General features: G+C 39.4%; 17 protein-coding genes and 2 tRNA genes. 10 read left to right on the top strand and 9 right to left on the bottom strand.

Translation table 11 applies throughout. The features are described 5' to 3' along the window. The first annotated feature begins 238 nt into the window (after positions 1 to 238). A complete protein-coding gene (locus tag A0J48_RS17450; protein WP_200325231.1) occupies positions 239 to 2,566 on the top strand; it encodes a serine/threonine-protein kinase in 2,328 nt (775 codons plus the stop codon). A gap of 92 nt (positions 2,567 to 2,658) precedes the next feature. Continuing rightward, on the top strand, positions 2,659 to 2,814 hold the full coding sequence (locus A0J48_RS27755) for a hypothetical protein (protein WP_411841137.1): 156 nt from the start codon (positions 2,659 to 2,661) through the stop codon (positions 2,812 to 2,814). A gap of 225 nt (positions 2,815 to 3,039) precedes the next feature. On the opposite strand, the gene A0J48_RS17445 is transcribed toward A0J48_RS27755, so the two are convergent. The 3 genes from A0J48_RS17445 to A0J48_RS17435 all read right to left on the bottom strand — a co-directional run bounded on the left by A0J48_RS17445 (position 3,040) and on the right by A0J48_RS17435 (position 4,987). After that, on the bottom strand, positions 3,040 to 4,641 hold the full coding sequence (locus A0J48_RS17445; protein WP_200325229.1) for a TROVE domain-containing protein: 1,602 nt from the start codon (positions 4,639 to 4,641) through the stop codon (positions 3,040 to 3,042). A gap of 51 nt (positions 4,642 to 4,692) precedes the next feature. Next, positions 4,693 to 4,815 (bottom strand) — tRNA-OTHER (locus A0J48_RS17440). Positions 4,816 to 4,856: 41 nt separating this feature from the next. Then, a tRNA-OTHER gene (locus A0J48_RS17435) sits at positions 4,857 to 4,987 on the bottom strand. A 456-nt stretch (positions 4,988 to 5,443) separates the two neighbouring features. Between A0J48_RS17435 and A0J48_RS17430 the strand changes: the two genes are divergently transcribed. Then, complete coding sequence (locus A0J48_RS17430; RefSeq protein ID WP_200325227.1) at positions 5,444 to 6,238, top strand: hypothetical protein; 795 nt, start codon at positions 5,444 to 5,446, stop codon at positions 6,236 to 6,238. A 262-nt stretch (positions 6,239 to 6,500) separates the two neighbouring features. On the opposite strand, the gene A0J48_RS17425 is transcribed toward A0J48_RS17430, so the two are convergent. After that, positions 6,501 to 7,637 carry a quinone-dependent dihydroorotate dehydrogenase gene (locus tag A0J48_RS17425; RefSeq protein ID WP_200325225.1) on the bottom strand — a complete coding sequence of 379 codons (1,137 nt, stop codon included), beginning with the start codon at positions 7,635 to 7,637 and terminating at the stop codon, positions 6,501 to 6,503. Between the two features lie 101 nt (positions 7,638 to 7,738). Here A0J48_RS17425 and A0J48_RS17420 point away from each other — a divergent pair, with 101 nt between their 5' ends. The 3 genes from A0J48_RS17420 to A0J48_RS17410 all read left to right on the top strand — a co-directional run bounded on the left by A0J48_RS17420 (position 7,739) and on the right by A0J48_RS17410 (position 12,212). Beyond that, positions 7,739 to 10,690: a GAF domain-containing sensor histidine kinase gene (locus A0J48_RS17420; protein ID WP_234300989.1), complete on the top strand. Its 2,952-nt coding sequence runs from the start codon at positions 7,739 to 7,741 to the stop codon at positions 10,688 to 10,690. Positions 10,691 to 10,797: 107 nt separating this feature from the next. Further along, positions 10,798 to 10,959: a DUF2256 domain-containing protein gene (locus tag A0J48_RS17415; protein WP_200325223.1), complete on the top strand. Its 162-nt coding sequence runs from the start codon at positions 10,798 to 10,800 to the stop codon at positions 10,957 to 10,959. A gap of 299 nt (positions 10,960 to 11,258) precedes the next feature. Next, the gene (locus A0J48_RS17410) at positions 11,259 to 12,212 is read left to right on the top strand and encodes an isoaspartyl peptidase/L-asparaginase (protein WP_200325221.1); all 954 of its coding nucleotides are present in this window, start codon (positions 11,259 to 11,261) and stop codon (positions 12,210 to 12,212) included. A gap of 128 nt (positions 12,213 to 12,340) precedes the next feature. On the opposite strand, the gene A0J48_RS17405 is transcribed toward A0J48_RS17410, so the two are convergent. The 3 genes from A0J48_RS17405 to A0J48_RS17395 form a co-directional block, all read right to left on the bottom strand. Next, positions 12,341 to 12,763, bottom strand: coding sequence for a DUF29 family protein (locus A0J48_RS17405; protein WP_200325219.1), 423 nt, complete (start codon positions 12,761 to 12,763; stop codon positions 12,341 to 12,343). A gap of 94 nt (positions 12,764 to 12,857) precedes the next feature. Further along, positions 12,858 to 14,213: a bifunctional UDP-N-acetylglucosamine diphosphorylase/glucosamine-1-phosphate N-acetyltransferase GlmU gene (glmU, locus tag A0J48_RS17400; protein ID WP_200325217.1), complete on the bottom strand. Its 1,356-nt coding sequence runs from the start codon at positions 14,211 to 14,213 to the stop codon at positions 12,858 to 12,860. A gap of 219 nt (positions 14,214 to 14,432) precedes the next feature. Continuing rightward, a complete protein-coding gene (locus tag A0J48_RS17395) occupies positions 14,433 to 15,314 on the bottom strand; it encodes a tRNA (5-methylaminomethyl-2-thiouridine)(34)-methyltransferase MnmD (RefSeq protein ID WP_200325215.1) in 882 nt (293 codons plus the stop codon). A gap of 21 nt (positions 15,315 to 15,335) precedes the next feature. Between A0J48_RS17395 and A0J48_RS17390 the strand changes: the two genes are divergently transcribed. Then, positions 15,336 to 16,154 (top strand): sulfurtransferase, encoded by an 819-nt coding sequence (locus A0J48_RS17390; RefSeq protein WP_200325214.1) that lies wholly within the window; start codon positions 15,336 to 15,338, stop codon positions 16,152 to 16,154. Between the two features lie 71 nt (positions 16,155 to 16,225). Here the strand turns inward: A0J48_RS17390 and A0J48_RS17385 are convergent, their stop codons facing one another. Further along, entirely contained in the window at positions 16,226 to 17,545 is a 1,320-nt protein-coding gene (locus A0J48_RS17385; protein ID WP_200325212.1) for a porin family protein, read from the bottom strand. A gap of 312 nt (positions 17,546 to 17,857) precedes the next feature. Here A0J48_RS17385 and A0J48_RS17380 point away from each other — a divergent pair, with 312 nt between their 5' ends. From A0J48_RS17380 to A0J48_RS17370, 3 genes are read left to right on the top strand one after another with little or no spacing between them, the layout of a single operon-like run. After that, the gene (locus A0J48_RS17380) at positions 17,858 to 19,258 is read left to right on the top strand and encodes a FecR domain-containing protein (protein WP_200325210.1); all 1,401 of its coding nucleotides are present in this window, start codon (positions 17,858 to 17,860) and stop codon (positions 19,256 to 19,258) included. A gap of 27 nt (positions 19,259 to 19,285) precedes the next feature. After that, positions 19,286 to 19,933 (top strand): YqiA/YcfP family alpha/beta fold hydrolase, encoded by a 648-nt coding sequence (locus tag A0J48_RS17375; protein ID WP_200325208.1) that lies wholly within the window; start codon positions 19,286 to 19,288, stop codon positions 19,931 to 19,933. A 27-nt stretch (positions 19,934 to 19,960) separates the two neighbouring features. Further along, positions 19,961 to 21,109 carry a histidinol-phosphate transaminase gene (locus A0J48_RS17370; protein WP_200325206.1) on the top strand — a complete coding sequence of 383 codons (1,149 nt, stop codon included), beginning with the start codon at positions 19,961 to 19,963 and terminating at the stop codon, positions 21,107 to 21,109. 1 nt (position 21,110) lies between these two features. On the opposite strand, the gene A0J48_RS17365 is transcribed toward A0J48_RS17370, so the two are convergent. Next, positions 21,111 to 21,668, bottom strand: coding sequence for a hypothetical protein (locus A0J48_RS17365; RefSeq protein ID WP_200325204.1), 558 nt, complete (start codon positions 21,666 to 21,668; stop codon positions 21,111 to 21,113). Between the last annotated feature and the right edge of the window lie 389 nt (positions 21,669 to 22,057).

Below are 22,057 nucleotides of genomic sequence, written 5' to 3'. Positions count from 1 at the left end.
ACAGGGAAAATGGTAAAGGAAAATATACTCCATCCCCTATAGCCTGTGGCCCCAACTTTGACAAAAAGTGTCAGGAATTCTGAAGGACAAATATACGGTTACATTTTGGATAGTAATTAAAGCATACTTGACAAACGGATAAGATTCTCATTTAAGTTTGATTTCAATTAGAATGTTGCCAGGAAGACAGCTTGTAAATAAATGACAGTGTTGTACTGAAATTAACGAGTAACTCAATATGGCAGAAGAACCTACATCCACCTTAGCTGAAAAATCACTTTCTGCTGCCAAGAGCCAGTTAAGTAAATTCACAATAGGAAATTTAACGGCACCTTTACACCAGTCTAAACTGATGGTGCGCTTTGGTCATCTACTTACTGCCACTTCTGCAATTGTGGCAGGAATACTCTGTGCTGTTGGTGGAGATGGGGTGCAATTACTGGAAAATCAAGCTGCAACTGCCTTTTTTCAAATACGTGGGACAGAGATAGCTCCACCAGATATTGTGATTTTGGCGATTGATGATCAGTCCATTTCAATTCCTGAGCAGTATTATAAGACTGATCCTCAACAGTACAGCTACCTAAAACCACTCAAATCTTTTCCTTATCAACGTGCAGCCTATGCCCAGGTGATCACTAAGTTGATTAATGCTGGTGCGCGTGTAGTTGCTTTAGATATAGTTTTTGATACATCAAGTAGTTATGGTGAGGCGGATGATCGTCAATTACAGGCAGTTTTGCAAAAATATGGTCATAAAGTTGCCTTAGCTGCTGTTTATGAAGATTTTAGGACACATCAAGGCTCATTTCATCAAATTACCCAACCACTACCTATGTTTGGTCTGGGGTCAGTGTCCATTGGTGCAGTCAACTTTCCCTTGGAGGTAGATGGTAAGATTCATCGCTTGGCCAGTGAATTCTCTCCCACATCAACTTCAGACAATGTAATCACCACAAAAATACCCTCCTTTGAAAAAGCTGTGTTAGCAGCAGCAAAAGTGAATTATTCTCCACCCAAAGGCGATCGCATTTATTTTTGGGGGACAAGAGAAACATTCACCACAATTCCTTTGTGGTATGTGTTTGATTCAGAAAACTGGGACACTTATTTGCAACAAGGCCAGTTTTTCCAAAATAAAATCGTGCTAATTGGCGCTACAGCAAAATTAAGCAACGATTATCATCCAGTAGCTGTTTCATCACGTGAAAGTATGGCTGGGGTGGAAATTCACGCCCATGCGATCGCTACTTTAATGGCTAATAAATCTATTGCTACAGCTATTAAAAGTCCATTGTTGCGAGGTTTGTTTGTACTGCTGTTGGTCAGTAGTGCAGCTGTAATAGTAACAAGAAAACAACAGGGTATCCAGAGATTTTTATTTAGTATTGCCATAGCTGGTGTTTGGGGAGTAATTAGCTATAGCAGTTTTATTTATGGTAAATTGATGTTCCCAACTGTCATACCAATCGTTGCTATCACCTTCACAGGACTTTCTTATTTAGGTACTGAAGTAGCTAAGGAAAAAATCAATAAACATAATTTATTTTTAATTTTTCAGAAATACAAATCTTCTCCTGTAGTTCAGGAAATTATCAGTCAACAAGAAGACCTGCAAGACTTAATTCAAAAAAGGGATTTAGCTTTGAACGGTAAAATACTAGCTGGACGCTACAAAATTATCAAAGTTCTTGGTGCTGGTGGATTTAGTGAAACGTACATCGCAGAAGATATACAACGTCCTGGTAATCCCCAATGTGTTGTTAAGCAGTTAAAACCAGCCACCACTAAACAAGAGAATTTAACCCTAGCAAGACGTTTATTTAATGCAGAAGCAAAAACTCTGGAAAAATTAGGAACACACAATCAAATTCCTCAACTTTTAGCATATTTTGAAGAAGATGAAGAATTTTATTTAGTCCAAGAATATATACTAGGACATCCTTTGAATCAAGAATTGATATCAGGTAAGTGTATCAGCGAAAATTTAGCAATTCCCCTGTTGAAAGAACTATTAGAAATCTTAAGATTTGTCCACGAAAATGGTGTAATTCATCGAGATATTAAACCTAACAATATTATCCGCCGTCACTCAGATTGGAAGTTAGTATTAATTGACTTTGGTGCTGTCAAAGAAGTTAGCACCCAAATCACAGAAAGTCTTGATTCAACAGCCTTTACTATTGGTATTGGCACAAAAGGTTATGCACCTAGCGAACAATGCTTTGGTCGTCCTAAATATAATAGTGATATTTATGCGGTGGGGATGGTTGCTATTAAAGCATTAACAGGCATTGCTCCTCATGAATTAGAAAGAAATGTAGATGGAGAAGTAAAATGGGTTGATCAGGCAATAGTTAGCGATGATTTAGCACAAATTATCAATAAAATGGTTTTAGATGATTATAAACAAAGATATAATTCTGCTTTCCAGGTTTTAGAAGATCTGAAAAAATTACCTATTTACAAAGATGAAAACATAGCTTCAGCAAAAGATTACACCCTAGATAATTTATCTGTAATTGATGCTGATGCTCCCACTTCACCTTGGCCAGAAACATTGTGATGGTAGGAAAAATACCTACCTTCCATCTTATAATAGAAAGTAAATATTATGCTTTTAAACACGAATATATATCTAATTCACTGTAGAATTTTATATATAAAGAAAAGCAATTACTCAAAGATGATTACGATGCTAATAAATTTTTAGCATATTGCCTAAACTATGCTTCTCGAGAAGTGTGCTATTACATCGAAAACACCCTACTTTTAACCATCGAAGAAATAAAAAAACGCCCATTCAACCCCTAAATATTCTCTTCTTCCTCTTTGCGCCTTTGCGTCTTTGCGTGAGATAAAATTATAAAAAACGGCGGGTGTGGGATTTGAACCCACTAATCCCCAAATATGGTGGAGATATCATCCAATAACCCTAAATTCATCGGCCTAAAAGGCAAGTTGCGAACGAGGGAAACCCGCCAAGAAAGATAAAGGATAAATTGTATTTATCCCTCATCTGACAACTTACAGCAAAACTTACAATTCACCAGTAGCTAACATCTGAATAATGCGCGGAATACCAGGATCAAAACCTGCCAAATCCCAAGATAAAGGATCTTGAGGATCTACCAAAGTAATCCTGTAAGGTGTTAAAGTCACATAAACCGCCTTCACATCAGGATTGACTTGTTTCCGGTATTCCTTCAACGCCTGACTAGGATGCTGATACCCAGCCCAGCTTTCTGAGTCAGTCCAAAAGCAGACCACATCGGCTTTAAACTTATTCTTGGTCATCCACTGATAAGCTACAGAAGCATCAGTTCCACCAAAGTTCTGGTTACTAGCTTTACGAACCGCAGAACTAAAACTATCCTTGGCTGTAATTTCTAAATCTTTAAATTGAGTAGAAAAACCGCGAATAGCATAGTTTTTCTCGGCTTTTGCTGTTACTAACGCCATTGTGGTGGCAATTTCACAGCAACTCAAACCCATATCTGCAACCCAGCTACTCATAGAACCGGAAATATCGACGGCGTGCATAAACACTTTACCAGTCGGTTCTACCACCTCAAAAGACAGTTCAACCGCTTTTTCCAAAATGTCCACAATGCGAGATACAGGTTGCCAATTTTTCTTACTGCGTCCTAAACTTCCTCCAGATTCATAGGTTTTGAGGGCTTTCAACACATCAATAGGATGAATACGTCCTTTTCGCAAATGTTCTTGGTTATTCAGAACTGCTTCCACACGCCGCAAATTCGTGGTTTCATCAGCCCGTAACACACCAATTTCTGTTAAAGAACCCAAGTTTCGCAACATTGCACCAATAGGCATTTCTTGAAATAGCAAATTCCAAGCTTGTTTATCCATTGTGCCTACAGGTGCAGCCATTTCATGGGTTAAGCGTCCTTGAGAAATAGCTGTATGGGTTTCGCTAGGATTGCGCTTTAACCATTCATACCACCAAATTTGTGCTAACGCATCCGATGGGATCTCTGCTGGCAATTCTTCCCAACCTTTTACTACCCATTCAAATAATTGACGGTGATTTTCTGTAGGTGGGTAAACGTGGAACAACCGCAAAGCATCACGGTTAGTAAAACCTTGACGTTGTTGATATTTCAAAAGTTGATAAGCCAAACCTTTGACATCTTCCCGTGATAGCCAAGTTTTACCAGCTTCTCGGATAACTTTACCAAAACCACGCAAAGATTTGGTGTAATTCAACCATTCATAAAAATGGCTACCTGTACGAACAACTTGGGGAAAAATTTCCATAAAAGCTTTTTTTGCTTCTGGTGTTTCACCCATTGAAAGTAATACTAAAGCAAGAATAGGCGCACTGTTATTTATGGCGCGGCCATCACTAGCATAAAGAATTTCTTCGGCTACTTTTTCAGGATTTTCCGCAACTGCTTGTTTGATAACATTAACAAAATCTTCTGTTAATTCATTTTTACCTGCGTAGTATGTGCTTTGTGCTGTGCCAATTAACAAACAACGGCGCAGCATTTTCCAAATACCAGCATCAAACATATAGCCGCCACTACGCCCTTTAATCATCTCTGCTTCCCTGCCAGGGATAGGCTGATTTTGAGGTGTAGCTGTTTTCTTTTTAGTAAAGAAGTTGTAATTCATCGCTTCTTTCCTCGGCCTTTTCAGGCAATTTAGAATTCCACAAAGTGGAAGGTGGCAGAGCAGGACTTGAACCTGCAACCTCTCGTTTATCAGACGATAATCCTCGATTCTTCGGCCTTTTCAGGCAAGGTGTGAACAAGGATAATAGCGTTCTACCATTTGAACTATCTGCCACATAAAAATTCAAAATCGAAAATTCAAAATTCAAATTATTTTGGTGTAGTGGGGTGGGACTCGAACCCACAGTCCCCAGAACCCGATAACCCTCAACTTTTCGGCCTGTTTAGGCAAGGAAAGTAAATTAAGGATTTACTCTGGTGCGTTGACCAGTTTCGCTACCCACTACATAACAAGTCAAAATTCAAAAGTTTGAATTAAGAAAACATAATTTTTCATCCAAAATCCAAAATCTAAAATTGATTGGGGTGTAGCGGAGCAGGAATTTAGCCTGCATCTCCGGGATTTTTAACCAAGGGTATTTTAATTTAAAAGATTACGATAACCCTCGATAGGTCGGCCTAAAAAGGCAAGGATGGCGCTCTAGCACTTAAGCTATCCGCTACGGTTTGAAGCTAACTCCTTTGGGAATGTCGCTTGTATGATTAATGTAGTATATGTAATTTCTAATGTCAAGAGGGTAGGGAAAAATTTCTTTTATTGGTTTCAAACAGCACTTTTTCCCGATTTACGTATCCTTTGCCAAATAATTTGCCGCCATTTTGCCAAAAGATACAAACAAATGTCCCAATTTTTGCCAAGATAATAATATTATTTTGCAAAAATTCACTTGGCAAAAATCAGCATGAGTGAAAAGACCATAGAAAATTACGGGAAAAGTTTTCTCGTTCTAATTTTACCGATATCGTTTTTGATTGTTTTTCTGGTTCAAACCTGGAAATTTTTGCTGCTAGGCTTGTTGCTGTTGATGGGTGTCAACCTTTGGCAGCAATATAGATGGGAAAAGTGGTGTGAGCAAGTTAACCCTCTTTTCTATCAATTGATTCGGGAAAACCAAGGAAAAATTACACCGGTGGATTTGGCAATCAAGGGGAATTTTTCTGGCAATGAGGCAAAACGCTACTTGGAAGGAAAAGCAAAGGAATTTGGAGCTAGTGTACTAGACTCTGAAAACGACACTCCTTCCTACTACTTTATAACAGCTAGTATTCTAGGTGACATACTTGATAGTAGTGAGCCAGTGGAAAAACTTCCTGCTCGACCTGTGACTACTGAAGTCAGAACGCTTTTAGCACCACCTCCACCAATTCCACAGGATGAAAAACAGGAAGAACAACAGGTACAGCAGGAACAAGAAGTACAGGTAGAAGAAGCAAAACCTGAATCTTTACCAGAAGTCACATTTCCAGCCATTCATGAGGAAGTTCATCAGGAATCACAAAAACCACTGGAACAACAGTTAGTTTTTGGCTCTCTGATTCAATCGGAACTAGCCAAGCGGCTGGGTGTTTATTCCAGTACCGTTTACAAACGACGTAATGACCCAGATTTTCCAGAATGGAGTCGCAGCCGTGATCCAGATGGGATTGCTTGGTCTTATTCTCGTAAGTCTAGGGAGTTTTTCCCAATTGAGGAATAGGGTGTGGGGTGTAGGGTGTGGGGTGTGGGGTGTAGGGTGTAGGGTGTAGGGTGTAGGGTGTAGGGAGCAGAGGAAAAATTACTCTTCTTCCTGATAGCGGAGCTTGGCGTTAGCCATACTACTGAACTACTGAACTCCTATTCCCTATTCCCTATTCCCTATTCCCTATTCCCTATTCCCTATTCCCTTGTTGTGACAGGTGACAGGTGACAGGGTAATCAATTTGATGTTTCCCAATCAACTATCAACTATCAACTATCAACTATCCACTATTACCTATTCCCACTGCTTGACTGATGGAATTTAAGCCGTTTTCTTCTAGTTTGGTTAACAAACCTGCAAGAATGCGGCGTACCATCATCGGTCCTTCATAAATCCAGCCTGTATAAACTTGGATGAGGCTGGCACCTGCTGTAATTTTTTCCCAGGCATCCTCAGCGGTGAAAATGCCACCAACACCAATGATGGGGATTTGTCCTTGGGTTTGCTGGTAAATAAAGCGGATCACTTCGGTAGAGCGATCGCGTAATGGCGCACCACTAATTCCTCCGGCTTCTTCTTGGGGCGTTTTACCAGTTTTTTCAATGATTTGGGTTTTGAGTCCGTCGCGGCTAATAGTGGTGTTGGTAGCTATTAAACCCGCTAGTTTGTAGGTTTGGGCCAGATTAATAATGTCAGCGATCGCATCCCATTCTAAATCCGGTGCTATCTTGACAAATAGTGGTTTTTGTGATGTATTTTCTGTTTGTAATAGTTCCAGGATCTGACTGAGCATGGCTGCATCTTGGAGCGATCGCAATCCTGGTGTATTAGGAGAAGAAACATTGACCACAAAATAGTCACCCAAATCTTTGAGCAAGCGAAAACTCTCTAAATAATCTTCTGCTGCTGCTTCTAAGGGCGTAATTTTAGATTTACCCAAATTTATACCTATGGGTATCAAGCGTGATTGTTCTTGATTAATTAGTCTTAATCTTGTTGCCATTGCCGCCGCACCAGCATTATTAAAACCCATGCGGTTCAAGGCTGCTTGATCTAAAGGCAACCGAAACAGCCGAGGGGGAGGATTGCCTGGTTGGGCATGATAAGTCACAGTACCTAATTCTGCCAAGCCAAAACCAAAACTATGCCAGATACTAGCACCGACTCCATCTTTATCGAATCCAGCTGCTAAACCTACAGGATTGGGGAAATTCAGTCCAAACAAATTCTGTTCTAGACTTGTATCATGTAGACATAGAGAATTTTGCAGCCTAGATTTTAACCATTGAACGGGCGGCTGATAGCTTGCTTGTGATAGCCAACTGAAACTAGAAATCGTTTGTTGGTGTAACCACTCTGGATCGGTTTTTACCAGAGTAAATAAAAAAGGACTAATTACTGCTTTATAAATATCCAAACTAGGTTAACATCTACCAATTATTACCATTATTATCTGATACCGAATCCAGGCTTAAACCGAATTCTTGCCAGGGCATCTTTAATATATTACTACAACTTATGTCCACAGATAATCAGATGGGGCAGCCAAAAAAACCAGTCTCCAGCGAACAACAAATTCAGTTTCTAGGGAGAATTCTCCAGACTCTCAGAGAAGAAGATGATGTTGAAGTTCTGATCACAACCACAATTACTTATCTCAGACAACAGTTTGATTACCAATTTATTTGGCTGGCTCTTTACGACCCAATCAGCAAAAAATTATACGGTAAAGCAGGAATTACACCGGATGGAGAGACGAGTTTTTTAACCAGATCCGTTCTCCTTAATCCGGGAAATTTATTAACGCAAGTTGTAACCGAACTATGTCCTGTTGGCGTAGCTAATTTGCGGGGAGAAGTCCGCGCCCCTGAATGGCAAGAAATAGCTGCTAAATATAATCTTCAGGGAACGATTATTTTACCAATTCGCCACAAAGATAATTGCTTGGGTGTGGTGTTATTGAGTTCACAACGTTGGGGATATTTACTGGCCGGAGATGCAAGAGCAAAACTCTGGATAGTTACAGGTGAACTGGGGTTAGTGTTAGATCAACATCAAAAAGAAAAAAATCTGCAAAACAACCCTGATCATACTGCAACTGAGTCATGGTTAACACTAGTAGAAAACTTGCGCTCCCTCAGCCCACTCAATAAAAAGCTAGAAGTGGTAGTAGAGACAACCCATCAATTTCTTTCTCCCACCCGCACAAATATCTACTGGTTTGAACGGGAAGGACACTATTTTTGGTGTCGCATGGGCAGTCAACTGGTGAACATAGGCAGAGATTGGAGTGATCAGCCTGCATCCGCAGGTATCACAGTACAAGAATTAAGCGATGTTTATTATGCTTTAGCAGTTAATCAATTAGTCTGGATTAGTGAAAACAGCAGTTCCCTGAAAAGCCATGCCCAAACTAAATTATTACAACGTTTAGGAGTGCGATCGCTTCTAGCAGCGCCGATTATCTGTCAAAGAGATTTACTCGGCTTTTTGGCTGTAGAAAGCACTGAAGCAAGAATTTGGACTCAAACAGAGAAAAATTTTGTTCAAGGTGCGGCTGGGTTACTTTCCTTAGTTGCTCCTACAGATACAATGGAAAGCACTATCAGGCAAGTTGAAGAAAATCACCAACTGAGCATCAAATTTACCCAAGCAGTATATCAAGAGCAAGATTTACAGCAAACGCTACATCCCTGTACCACAGAACTTCTAGAACGATTAGCAGCAACGCGCTGTTTACTGTTAGAGTATGACCCTAACCAAGATATTTATCAAGTTATTTATCAAGGGGTTTTAAATCATCGCCGCATTTGGAAATTTACCCCCAGCCCTCTCTCAGAAACTGATTTTAATTTGTTGCTCAATGCTAAACAAGCGATAGAAATTGAAGCCCTAGAGCATGATCTACGTTTATTTAGCTGGCATAAACAATTGTTAGATCATGGTGTGCGATCGTTGTTAATTTGCAACTGCATTCAAGGTCATAAACCTGACGTATTATTGATTATTACTCATGACAGCCATCGTTCTTGGACAAGTCAGGAAAAAGAATTGTCATGGGTAATTAGTCAGTATCTTGGGGTTATAGTTCGTAATTCCCAGCTAAATATTATTAGTCAAGAACAGCAAAAAATTGCCCAAACATTTAAAAAATACCCAAACATACTCATCAGACCTGAAAATGACAGCACAGCATCAAATGCTCTCAAACATATAGCCAACATTTTGGAATGTCCTCTGGCGATGATCATATCTTGGCAACCTGATCATCATCGGGCAGAAATTATTCGTAGTGTCATTACCGATCAGCAGTTTGGGTTTGTTATAGATACACCGATTTTTATCAATAGAGATGTTCTGATTGAGTTGGCATTAGCACATCAGAGCTATGTTATTTTCAAAGCTTATGATTTACCACCAGAAACAAGGCAATGGTTAACTATTCCTGACAAGGGTCGAGTTTTGGTCATGGCATTACGTAGCACAGATGATTCTCAACCTACAGGTATAGTGTTACTGGCAGACTATGGAGACCAAAATTGGTCAGAACTAAACCTCAATGCTACAGTAACTCTGATTTCTCAATTGGCTTGGTGGCATAGTCAACAAAAAACTACCCAAAGCCTCAAATCCAACACCGAAGAACTACGAGAACTCAACTGGTACAAACATCGTCGTCTCGAAGAAATTCATAGAATGTCAGCGTTGGTACTTGCTCAGATTCGTGATTTGGGTATTCCCAGTAATGAACTGACTCAAATGCGTTACAAGCTACTTTTGCGCCAGCTAAATTACATTACCAACTCGATGACAGGAATGATCAAACAAGAGCAGTGGCAATTGCATCTCAGTTGGGAAACAATGACAATTTCTGGTTTATTAAAGCGAGCCATTGAAAGAGTAGATGCTGTAGTTAAGCAGCAACAACTGTGGATAGGCGTGCATGGTTTAGGAAAACCCCTGGAAGAAGTACAATCACCCAAAAGCACCTCATCGACTGGAGAACTAATTACCGCTTCTGGTCCCTCCGCATTGGCTACGGCTGGTGACATTGTGAAAATTGAATTAGTTATCTATGAATTATTAGTTAATGCTTGTAAACGTTCTCCAATTGGTGAGAGAGTTGATATTTGGTGTCGTCCCATAGATGAGCGATTACTGGAAATATCAATTACAGATAATGGCATTATTGATCAACAACTATTAGCAGAGCTAAATAACTATACATCCAAGGATTTACTGGCCTCCTCACATCTAAACCAACCACCCGGTTTACATTTACTAATTTGCAAAAAATTAATCAAACAGTTAGGAGGAGAATTACAAATATATCAATTACCTGATCATCGAGTTGTCAATCGTTTAATATTGCCTTTAGCACCTCATCATTCTGAAGGAAATACTTTAGGAAATACTTTAGGAAATACTTTGGGTAATACTTTCGGAAATACCTCACCATTGAGCGAGTAGAAAATATAGCAGAGAACAGAGAACAGGGTTGAAAATCCTTTGTTATCTGATAGCGCAGCCTGGCGTAAGCCATATCTAAAATTCAAAATCTAAAATCCAAAATCGTTATGGGACGGAATCTTTCTAAATTTGACTTGCCTGCAAAAATTTGTCCAGTATGTCAACGCCCCTTCACTTGGCGAAAAAAATGGGAAGATTGTTGGCATGAAGTTAAATATTGCTCAGAACGTTGTCGTCGTCGTCGTTCTCAGGCTAAAGAAGATGAGTGACCAGCCCCTTCGGGACGGGGTATGGGGTGTGGGGAAGAAAAAGCCCCGAAGTTTAGGTACAAGTCCCTACTTTTAAGTATGGAAACAGAAAAAAGATGTATTTTGAGGCGCGTAGTGCGAAAAATACAGCGTCCTTGCTTGATGCTTGAAACCCCTGATTTTAATTATGGGGTTCCCTACACCCCACACCCTACCCCCTACACCCCCTTCATCGGGGACTGAGGATGGGGAAGATGATTGACAATTGATAACTGATAACTGATAACTATTAACTGTTAAGGTTACACAAAAACAAATAAATGACTTTACAAGTACAACCTAAGTTAATTGTTCATGGTGGCGCTGGTAGTTCTCTGCACGGGAAAGGAGGATTGGAGGCTGTACGTAACTCACTGACTAAAATCATTGAGGAAGTATACTCACTCTTGGTCAGAGGTGCAACTGCTTCTGAAGCTGTAGTCCGGGGTTGTCAATTGTTGGAAGATGACCCCCGGTTTAATGCTGGTACTGGTTCTGTCTTACAATCTGATGGGCAAATCCGCATGAGTGCTTCTCTCATGGATGGTTCATTAGGTCGGTTTAGTGGTGTAATAAATGTTTCACGGGTGAAAAATCCGATTGAAATGGCACTGTTTCTGCAAAACTCCCCAGACCGGGTATTGTCTGATTACGGTTCAGCAGAGTTAGCACGAGAGTTACAACTTCCCACTTACAATGCTTTAACGGATTTGCGGCTGAAAGAGTGGATGCAAGAACGGGAAGAGAATTTTCACAAAAGTATGGCCGGAGTTGTTGCAGAACCAGAACTAGCAGAAAGCTCTCATGCCGGACGGGGTACGATTGGTGTAGTCGCTTTAGATGGCTATGGTCAATTAGCAGCAGGTACTTCTACTGGTGGAAAAGGCTTTGAGCGGATTGGACGGGTCAGTGATTCGGCTATGCCTGCGGGTAATTATGCTACTAAATATGCTGGGGTAAGTTGTACTGGTATTGGTGAAGATATCATTGATGAATGTTTGGCACCTAAAATTGTCATCCGGGTTACTGATGGAATGTCTTTGAAAGAGTCTATGTTGCGTTCATTTACGGAAGCTAGTAAGAATGGACGGGATTTTGGGGCGATCGCTCTTGATGCTACTGGGGCGATATCCTATGGTAAAACCAGTGAAGTATTGCTGGCTGCTTATCATAATGGTGATACCATTGGCGATACTTTGGAATGGAATGATGGGGAATTGATTGGTTATTGTTGAGGAGGATTTTTTTTAACGCAGAGGGACGCGGAGGTTAACGCAGCGAAAAGTTCCTCGAAGCCGGGTTTCCCGGCGTAGGAAACTTTTCAAGACAGAGGTTCGCGGAGGTTTTTTGAGGTGATAATTGGTTATTTCTGAATCAATTCTAGAGCCTGAGTTAATATTTCTTGTTCGTTGACCATTGCTGCTAATTCTTCTGTTTCATAACGTCCTTCAAATGCTTCTAGCGCCGCTCTTTTTAGTGCTGCTTGATATCCTTGTTGCAGAATTTCCATTAGTTCTGTAGGATTTAGGTAAACACCACCAGATTTGCGGCGCTTGTTAATTTTGTTGATTTCCCGCACTGCATTTTCTATAGATATTTCCCAAGAACGGGTAGAACGTTTTTCAGCTTTTTGTTTGATTACATGGATGAGTAGAATTACACCGTAACTATCAATTTTATTGATTTTGTCACTGAGGCTCATTTCTTCTAACTCATCTACCAACAATAAAGCTTCATCTATTTTTCCTTGTTCGAGAAGTTGTCTAATTTCTAGTAGTTCTTCCATATTGAATTTGAGAATTTTGGCTTACCCTATCTGTTATTCATGTACCTGAAAATGTCGAGTAAAATGGTGCGTTAGAAACGCACCCTACAAAACATTAACTTTCTGTTTTTCTCTTCCAACCTGGTTTAACTACCTGACGACTCCGCGCAATTACTAAAGCATCATTTTCTACATCTTCTGTCACCGTTGAACCAGCGGCTATATAAACATCATTCCCCACATTAATAGGTGCAACTAAAACACTGTTAGAACCTGTTTTGGTGCGATCGCCTATTCTGGTTCTATGTTTTTTCACACCATCATAATTAGCGGTAATTGTTCCCGCACCAATATTTACCTGAGTTCCTGTAGTCGTATCACCCAAATAAGAAAGGTGTGCTACATTAGTGCGATCGCCTAATTGGGTATTTTTCAACTCGACAAAATTACCAATTCTACAATTTTCACCCACTTCTGCATGGCCACGCAAATGAGCATAAGGTCCAATGCGAGTTCCTGTTTCTACAAAACTATCTGTAACTACTGAATATTGAACAGTGACGTTTTCAGCCAACTGGCTATTTTCAATTAAACTCCCAGGACCAATACGACTTCCAGATTGAATTAACGTTTTACCCCGCAAATGAGTTTGAGGTTCAATAATTACATCTGGTTGTAATTCTACTGTTTCCTCAATGGTAATACTTGCAGGGTCAATGAGTGTTACACCTGCTAATAACCATTTTTCTTTGATACGTCTTTGCAAAATCTCGTCAGCTGTGGCTAATTGCAATCTATCATTAATTCCCAAGATTTCTTGATCATCTTCTACATCCACAGCCATTACTTTTCCTACTTGGGTAACAGCATCAGTGAGGTAATATTCTTTTTGGGCATTATTATTCTGCAAATGCGGTAAAAAGTTTGCTAAATCAGACCAACGGAAACAGTAAATACCAGCATTTACACGATTATTTTCTCTTTGTACAGGAGTGCAATCTTTATCTTCAACCATTTGCTGAACAACATTTTCACTATCACAAAAAACCCGTCCGTAACCTTTAGGATTTGATAAATTTGCGGTAAGAATAGTACAGGAATTTTGATTTTCTTGGTGAATTTGTAAAAGATTTTTCAAGGTTTCAGTCCTTAACAAAGGCACATCACCATTTAAAATTAATATATCACCCGTATATCCTTCTAAATGGGGAAGTAATTGTTGGATAGCGTGACCTGTGCCTAATTGTACAGTCTGTTCCACAAACTTCAGATCAGAATTTGCACCCAAAGCAGTTTTCACTTCTTCCGATTGATACCCCACAATTACTAACCTGCGTGTAGGTGACAGTGGTTCAACACTTTCAATAACACGCTCAACTAAGGATTTTCCACCTAAAGAATGTAAAACTTTAGGCAGATTTGATTTCATTCTTGTTCCTTTTCCGGCGGCGAGAATTGCTACAACAACCATAATTAACTAACAGTAAATTTCAAGGAGCAATGTTTTTAGGATTTTTCAGATTCAGCCTCAAATCATATCAGTTAATCAACACAGACTGAAATGTTAATCGTCAGAATTCATGAGTCAGAAGTCATAACTCAGGAGTCAGGATATTTAATAAAACCGTAGAATATCACTAGCGTGATTTTTGACGTAACTTTTACAAAGCTGATAGCTGACTGCTTACTATTAATCCCACCTTTTTCTCCACCGAGATGTAGGTTCTAGAGAAGATGCTTGTTGTTCCTGCTGTCGTCGTTTAATTATAACTTCAGCAGCATCACTGAATTGGGGATCACGGTAAGGAACAGCTGCACGAGTCTGTAAATGTTCTATTTCAGCTTCCGAAAGAGGATAAATATCCCTGATGTTTTTTTCTCCATCTTGCGGATATGCGGCTATTGTACCAGGAGTGCGTCTTCCTACTGGTGTGGTAGAACCTATTACCAAACCAGCAGCTAAAAGCGCAGTACGTACAGCAGCTGCACAGGAATAAGTTGCTAATACACCGTTCTTATCTAAACATAATACTAGTTTTTGTATAAATTCAACAGTCCATAACTGCGGACATTGTGGCGGTGAAAAAGGGTCTAGAAAAATAGCATTTGCTTGAAAACCAGATTGACATACTTCCTGAATTGATTTTCTAGCATCGCCTATGAGTAATTTTGCTTGCAAGCGATTTGTCTTTGCTTGATACTCAAATGCTAATTCAGTCAAAATTTTTATATACTCGTCATCCCAATCATTAAATATATGTTGATTAATGGCTGCTTTAGGAACTTCGGGATTTATTTCTAAACCGATAACTTCTACAATACAATTAGGATTTTCTTGCCAAATAACTTCTAAAGCAGCCGCTGTGTTGTATCCTAGACCATAACAAACATCTAAAATTCTGACTTCACCCTTCTTAGCTATTGTTTGCACTTGAGTAGGAACTGCAAACTTTAGATAACTCTCTTGTTTAGCTCCATGATGACTGTGAAAAGCTTCGTTAAATTCTTGAGAGAAAAAGGTAAAAGAACCATCTTGTGTTTGTTGGGGTGTAAAATTATTGGCATCTGACATTTTTTTTTATAAAACTCACTCATGAATAATACACAATTTGTTGTTTCTCCCCAATGGCTATTTGCACATCTTCTCGACTCCCAAGTTGTTATTGTTGATTGTCGCTTTTCTTTAGCTGATACACAATTAGGACAACAGCAATATCAAACAAATCATATAGAAGGTGCTTACTATTTAGATTTAAATCAAGATTTATCTAGTCCTGTTGGTGAACATGGAGGAAGACATCCTTTACCTGATCTCAATAATTTAGCTAATAAATTAGCAAATATTGGGATTAATTTTCAACAAACTCTGGTAGTTGCTTATGATGATTCACGCTTTGCATTTGCATCTCGTTTGTGGTGGTTATTACGATATTTGGGACACGAGCAAGTAGCTGTTTTAGATGGTGGTTTTGCGGGTTGGCAAAAATCTGGTTATCCTGTGTCTGATAAAATTCCACTACCAAAAACGGGAGTTTTTAACCCTCAGTTAAAATCTGAAAAAGTTGTAGATTATACTTATGTAAAAAATTTCAAAGATAGTCCAGATGTAATTTTAGTAGATTCCAGAGAAGGCGATCGCTATCGCGGAGAAAGAGAATCAATTGATAAAATTGCTGGTCATATTCCTGGTGCTGTAAACTATCCTTGGTCAGAAGTTACTGATGCTTCCGGTTTTTTGCGTCCGCAGTCAGAACTTCAACAAAGATGGCAACAGCTAGAATCAGATAAAGAAATTATAGTTTATTGTGGTTCTGGTGTAACAGCTTGTGTAAATTTACTTTCCTTAGAAATAGCTGGTATTTCCACAGGTAAGCTTTACGTTGGTAGTTGGAGTGATTGGATTAGTTATTAGTAACAGGGAACAGGGAACAGGGAACAGGGAAAAATAAATTCAAAACTCTTGCCTTCTTCCACTAATAACTGTTAAAACCTGCCGATTTCAAAACCGTAATTCACACTGAAGAACCAACTGGAAAAATCAATATTAGGAGTGGTAGAACCACCAAAATTTAATCCTCCTTGTAAATATATATTACTTGTGTCAGAGGTGCGATAATTCAAATGCCCAAATAAACGGTGAAATTGATCTTCTCTGTCCTGTTCGGTAAAGTCTGAAAAATTTACCTGGTAGTTAAGACCAACTTGTAAAGGCTTTTGTAAAAAGTAGCTTAAAGAAAGCCAAAAAGAGTTAATTATTCGGCTGCGTCTGTCTGGGTCTGAAAAATTGGCACTGAATTCATAGAGACTATCTAATACCAATTTATCTATCAATGTATCTCGTCTTCCTAAAGATAACTGCACAGAATTTTCATTCAGAAAGCGATCGCCTGCTGCAAAGAACTCACTACTATTAGCATAAAAAGACTGTTGATTACTCAAATTCAGTTCTGCATACATTACAGGGGAAAGTTCTTGATAAACACCCAAATTAAATCTCACCTGGTTGTAATCGAACTGTGATTGATCAAGATAACGAATTAGACTACCTTCAATAGATCCGTTTACATAAGTCTTAGTTCCTAATGGAAAATACGCAGAAGCAAGTCTTAATCCAGAAAAAATTAAACCATCTTCAATCTGATCTTCATTTGTCGAAAAAATATTACTTGACTGAAAGTAACCAACATAACCCCTTAAATACCCTATTGGTTGAAATTGATCTGCTGGTTCTATTTCTGGTGGAGGTGGTAATTCTTCCAAGGGTATTGGTCGCACTCGCAACCTCAACTCCTGTTCCTCATTTAATTCCTCAGTAGACTGTTCTTCCTGTCCTGTTCCCTGAGAAAGCTTCTGCATCTCCTCAGAACTGTCTGTTATCGGTTCGTCTAACAAATCCTTTGCTGATTGAGAAGATAATTGAGGAACATGATCTGTCAAACTCTTTTGCTGTACAATTTTAAATTGATACTCAGTATCAATTAATTCTATGTTTGGTACTATCTCTAAGTAGATAACTGGTAAATCACTGATTTGCTGACTTGTCTCTGTTACATAAAAAGATGTGTCATTTAATACAAAATTTACATGAGGCTGTCTCTCTAAGTATATAACTGGTAAATCACTGGCTTGCTGATCTGTCTCTGTGAATGGTAATTGTGTTATATTTGACACAATATTATTTCGAGAAGATTTTCTCTCCCATTCAGAAGCCCAAGCTGTATTGATACCACTAAAACACAACTGTCCACTACTAGAAATCAACAAAATCGCCCACAACAAATTTTTTCCCATTTTAGTTTGCATCTTAAGTATGATTTTAGTCACATTTAACAAAACTAAACATTAGTTTATGAAAATTTTTTACTTAATTAGCATTTGTTTAGAGGATATAAAAGTGCAAATCCCAGATCAAAATTTAAATTTACTGCTGACTTCAATTTACATATAACCAGAGTATATTTTATGTCTGTTAAATAAATGTGAGAAAAACACAAAATCACTCTCATCAAAAGAGTTCGACTACATAAGCTGGCTACAGATTTGATCAGCACAGTAAATATATTACATCAAAATTTACCCAGTTATTACCAGTTGAGTTTACAGAGATTACCCATTATGTTGACTAAATTTTTACCAAATTTATTATTGGGATTATGGCTATTTACAATCTTCTCTCCAACAAATAGGGCAAATGCCATAACTCCTCTGACACAAGCGGAGATTCAGCAACTGCGTAATTTCGTACAGTTGCTCCCCAAAAACAATTCTCAGAGCCGTCCAGCCAGACAATTAGATACCATCACACCTGGAGATGGTGTATCTACTGGTCGAGCTTCTTTAGCAGATTTGCGCTTTAATGATGGTTCTCTAGCGCGGATTGGGGAACAAGCAGTCTTTAAATTTTTACCACAGACACGGGATTTTACCCTCAATAACGGAACTGTTTTGTTACTTATTCCACCAGGTAGGGGACAAACACGGGTTAAGACACCGAATGCAGCAGCAGCTATTCGTGGTTCAGCCTTATTTGTTCGCTATAACGAAGAAACAGATACTACGGTTATTGGTGCGCTAACAAATAGCGGTATTCAAGTAGCTAATCAGGAAGCTTCCCAAAATTTGGTTTTGCAAGCAGGACAATTAGTAGTTATAGCCAAAGGGGAATTTCAAGGATTATATGATTTTGACTTGAGAGATTTTTATCAAAGGAGTAATTTAGTACGTGGCTTGGATTTGACTAAGCAAAATTCCACTTCTATACCAGATCCTGAATTAGCAAGTGTTCAAGCTGAAACAGCCGCAGCTATAGCCGCACAAAAACCTATCAACGGTGAGGGTACAATTGACAACCCATCTTTTTTACAGAAAGATTCTAATGTCAGTGGTTCTTCTAATAACTCTAATAACAACTCTAACAACCGTTCTAATAACAACTCTAACAACCGTTCTAATAACAACTCTAACAACAGAAATTTTGGCCGCGAACAAAAATTTATCAATCGTCCTTTAAGAGAGAATTTAGGAAAAGACTCTGTTGGTGGTAATTCTCGTGGACTATTGGATCTGTTCATCAGAAATGGAGACATCATCCGCGAAAATCAAGAACGCAATAATCCTGGTCAGGGCAATAATCCTGGTCAGGGCAATGGTAATGGTCAGGGCAATGGCAATGGTCAGGGCAATGGCAATGGCAATGGTAATGGTCAGGGTAACGACAATGGTCAGGGCAATGGCAATGGCAATGGCAATGGTCAGGGCAATGGTAATGGTCAGGGTAATGGCAATGGTCAGGGTAATGGCAATGGTCAGGGCAATGGTAATGGTCAAGGTAATGGCAATGGTCAGGGTAATGGCAATGGTCAGGGCAATGGCAATGGTCAGAGCAATGGTAATGGTCAAGGTAATGGCAATGGTCAGGGTAATGGCAATGGTCAGGGCAATGGCAATGGTCAGGGCAATGGCAATGGTCAGGGCAATGGCAATGGTCAGGGCAATGGCAATGGCAACAATGAGTGAAGACAACAATCAGTCGGGAGTTTTAATTTGAATTTATACATCTATCTTCACGGCTTTGCCTCTAGTCCCAAGTCAAAAAAAGCACAGGATTTGAGCGATCGCTTTGCCCAAATTCACATCAAACTGAAAATTCCTGACTTAAATGCTGGTGATTTTTCCCATCTGACAATTACCCGTCAGATCAATCAAGTTACCGCTGAATTTCCTGATCATTCTCTACCCATAACTCTAATTGGTTCTAGTTTGGGTGGTTTGACATCTGCTCACTTAGCAGAAAAATACTCACAAGTGCAACGTTTAGTTTTATTAGCACCAGCTTTTGGATTTTTATCCCATTGGTTGCCCAATCTAGAATTAGAAAAAATCCAACGTTGGCAGCAAGAACAATATCTATTGATGTATCACTATGGGGAAGGACGAGAGTTACCATTAAATTACAATTTCGTCACAGATGCTGCCCAATACCAGGAAATTTCCTTGCAACGTCCTATTCCTACCCTAATTCTGCACGGAAAACACGATGAAGTTATCCCTATCCAAGCTAGTCGAGACTTTGCTGCTTCCCGTCCTTGGGTAGAATTAATAGAACTCGATAGTGACCATGCTTTGGGAAATGTTACAGATGAGATTTGGCAAGCTATTAGCTCATTTTGCCAATTAACAACTGACTACTGACTACTGACTACTGACTACTGAAAAATTATGCTTCCATTTATTCGTTCCGATTTATCCCAATTTACTGCCTACAAACCACACCCTAGCAGCAATACAGCCGAACCAGTAGCCACACAATTTGATCGACTGGATACTAATGAAAGTCCTTATGATTTGCCACCAGAAATCAAAGAAAAATTAGCATGGACTTTTCAACAAGTCATAGAAAGCAATCGTTATCCTGATGGTGGACATGAAACACTCAAAGATGCGATCGCCGAATATGTCAATGAATCAGCTAAACTTTCATCTTCTGTTTTTACCGATGCTCATATTTCCGTTGGTAACGGTTCAGATGAACTCATCCGGTCTTTATTAATTGCTACTTGTCTGGGGGGAGAAGGTTCTATTTTAGTTGCCAATCCCACTTTTTCTATGTACGCGATTCTGGCACAAACTTTGGGTATTCCTGTGGTGAGTGTAGGTAGAGATGAAAGCGATTTTGAAATAGATTTAAAAGCCGCACAATTAGCTCTTACACAAACTCAAAATCCTCCCATTCGGGTAGTTTTTGTTGTTCATCCCAATTCCCCAACCGCTAACTGCCTCACTACGGCAGAATTAGCATGGTTAAAAAGTTTACCAGAACAGATTTTAGTAGTTATTGATGAAGCTTACTTTGAATTTAGCCAAACTACCTTAGTTGGGGAATTAGCACAGCATCCAAACTGGGTAGTTCTGCGGACTTTTTCTAAAGCTTTTCGGTTAGCAGCTATGCGAGTTGGCTACTGTGTAGGTCATCCCGATGCGATCGCCATTTTAGAAAAAGTTCGTCTTCCCTATAATCTACCCAGCTTTTCCATCGCCTCTGCCCTTGTGGCTTTACAAAATCGCCAACTTTTGCTAGGTTCTATTCCCGAAACCCTGAATGAACGAAGTCAACTCATTGCGGCTTTATCTCCACACCCAGCATTAGAAATTGCCACCAGTAATACTAACTTTATTTACCTGCGTCTGAAACCAAATGCTTCTCACTCCACAGATACGGCTTTAAAAAGCCTCAATCAAACACTTAAAAATGAAGGTACTCTTGTACGATTACTGCCAGGGGGATTGCGAATTACTTTAGGCACACCGACAGAAAACTCTCGCACCCTAAAACGATTGCAAATTGCTTTAGCAAAGTTGGAATATTAACTTATTCGCAATCATAAGTATCGTCTACATCACTGCCCAAATGCCGCACGATTGCTACAGTTTGCGGCAGCACACCCACCAACATAGCAAAGGCAACATCGGGAAGTTCCGCAACTATTTCGGGAGGAAAATACTGTTCAAACTGATCGAGAATTTTCTGTACTCTCTGACTAGAGACAGAATTTTCTGTTATTTGTTTGATTAAGCGAATCCATTGTCGTCTAATCAAGTAAGCTTTCTGACGATCTTCATGAGATTCAGGAGTTAATAAGGATAAATTTCCTATAGATATTACACATTGACAATCGCTATCATAATCCCCACCTACCACTGCTCCTGGCCCGGCAAATTCGGCATGATAGTGTTTAAACAAGATTAAACCATTACGCCTGCGACTATTAACTACGAAAACTTTTCTACTATGCAGCGACGCAAGAATGTCTGACCTTTGCAATCGCTCGGTTCCATCTCGCATGGTAAGCTTGTCCAAGAAACCAGTTTCAGGGCAATAAGTTGATACCATAGCAGCCTGATAGCGTCGGCGTTGTTCGCTATCCATGTTTTTGCAAACTTTTGACTAGATTGGTAAGACTATGCACTTCAATATGTTCACTAACTAGTGGTGTAATTAAATCAATATTCTGATGTTACTTGTATATAGGAATGTTTGAAAAACACTAGCCGAATTTATGATTAGATAGATAAATTTTGGTTTTATCCAATTAGTAATCATATTTTATGGGATTTAGCTACATTTGTCTCCAACTGTCAGGATCTTTTGTTAAAGTTTTGATGAAGATAAAATCTGCAATACAAAGTTAGCATGAGGAACACCATTATGAGTACCGAGTACCGAGTCCTGAGTCCTGAGTCCTGAGTCCTGAGTAATGAGTAAGAATTTGCTTACCCTGCTTCCCCTGCTTACCCTGCTTCCCCTGCTTCCCCCAC

This window comes from Sphaerospermopsis aphanizomenoides BCCUSP55 (genome assembly GCF_001586785.1).
Classification (GTDB): Bacteria; Cyanobacteriota; Cyanobacteriia; order Cyanobacteriales; family Nostocaceae; genus Sphaerospermopsis_A; species Sphaerospermopsis_A aphanizomenoides_A.
This window is presented reverse-complemented; position numbering and strand designations above follow the sequence as displayed.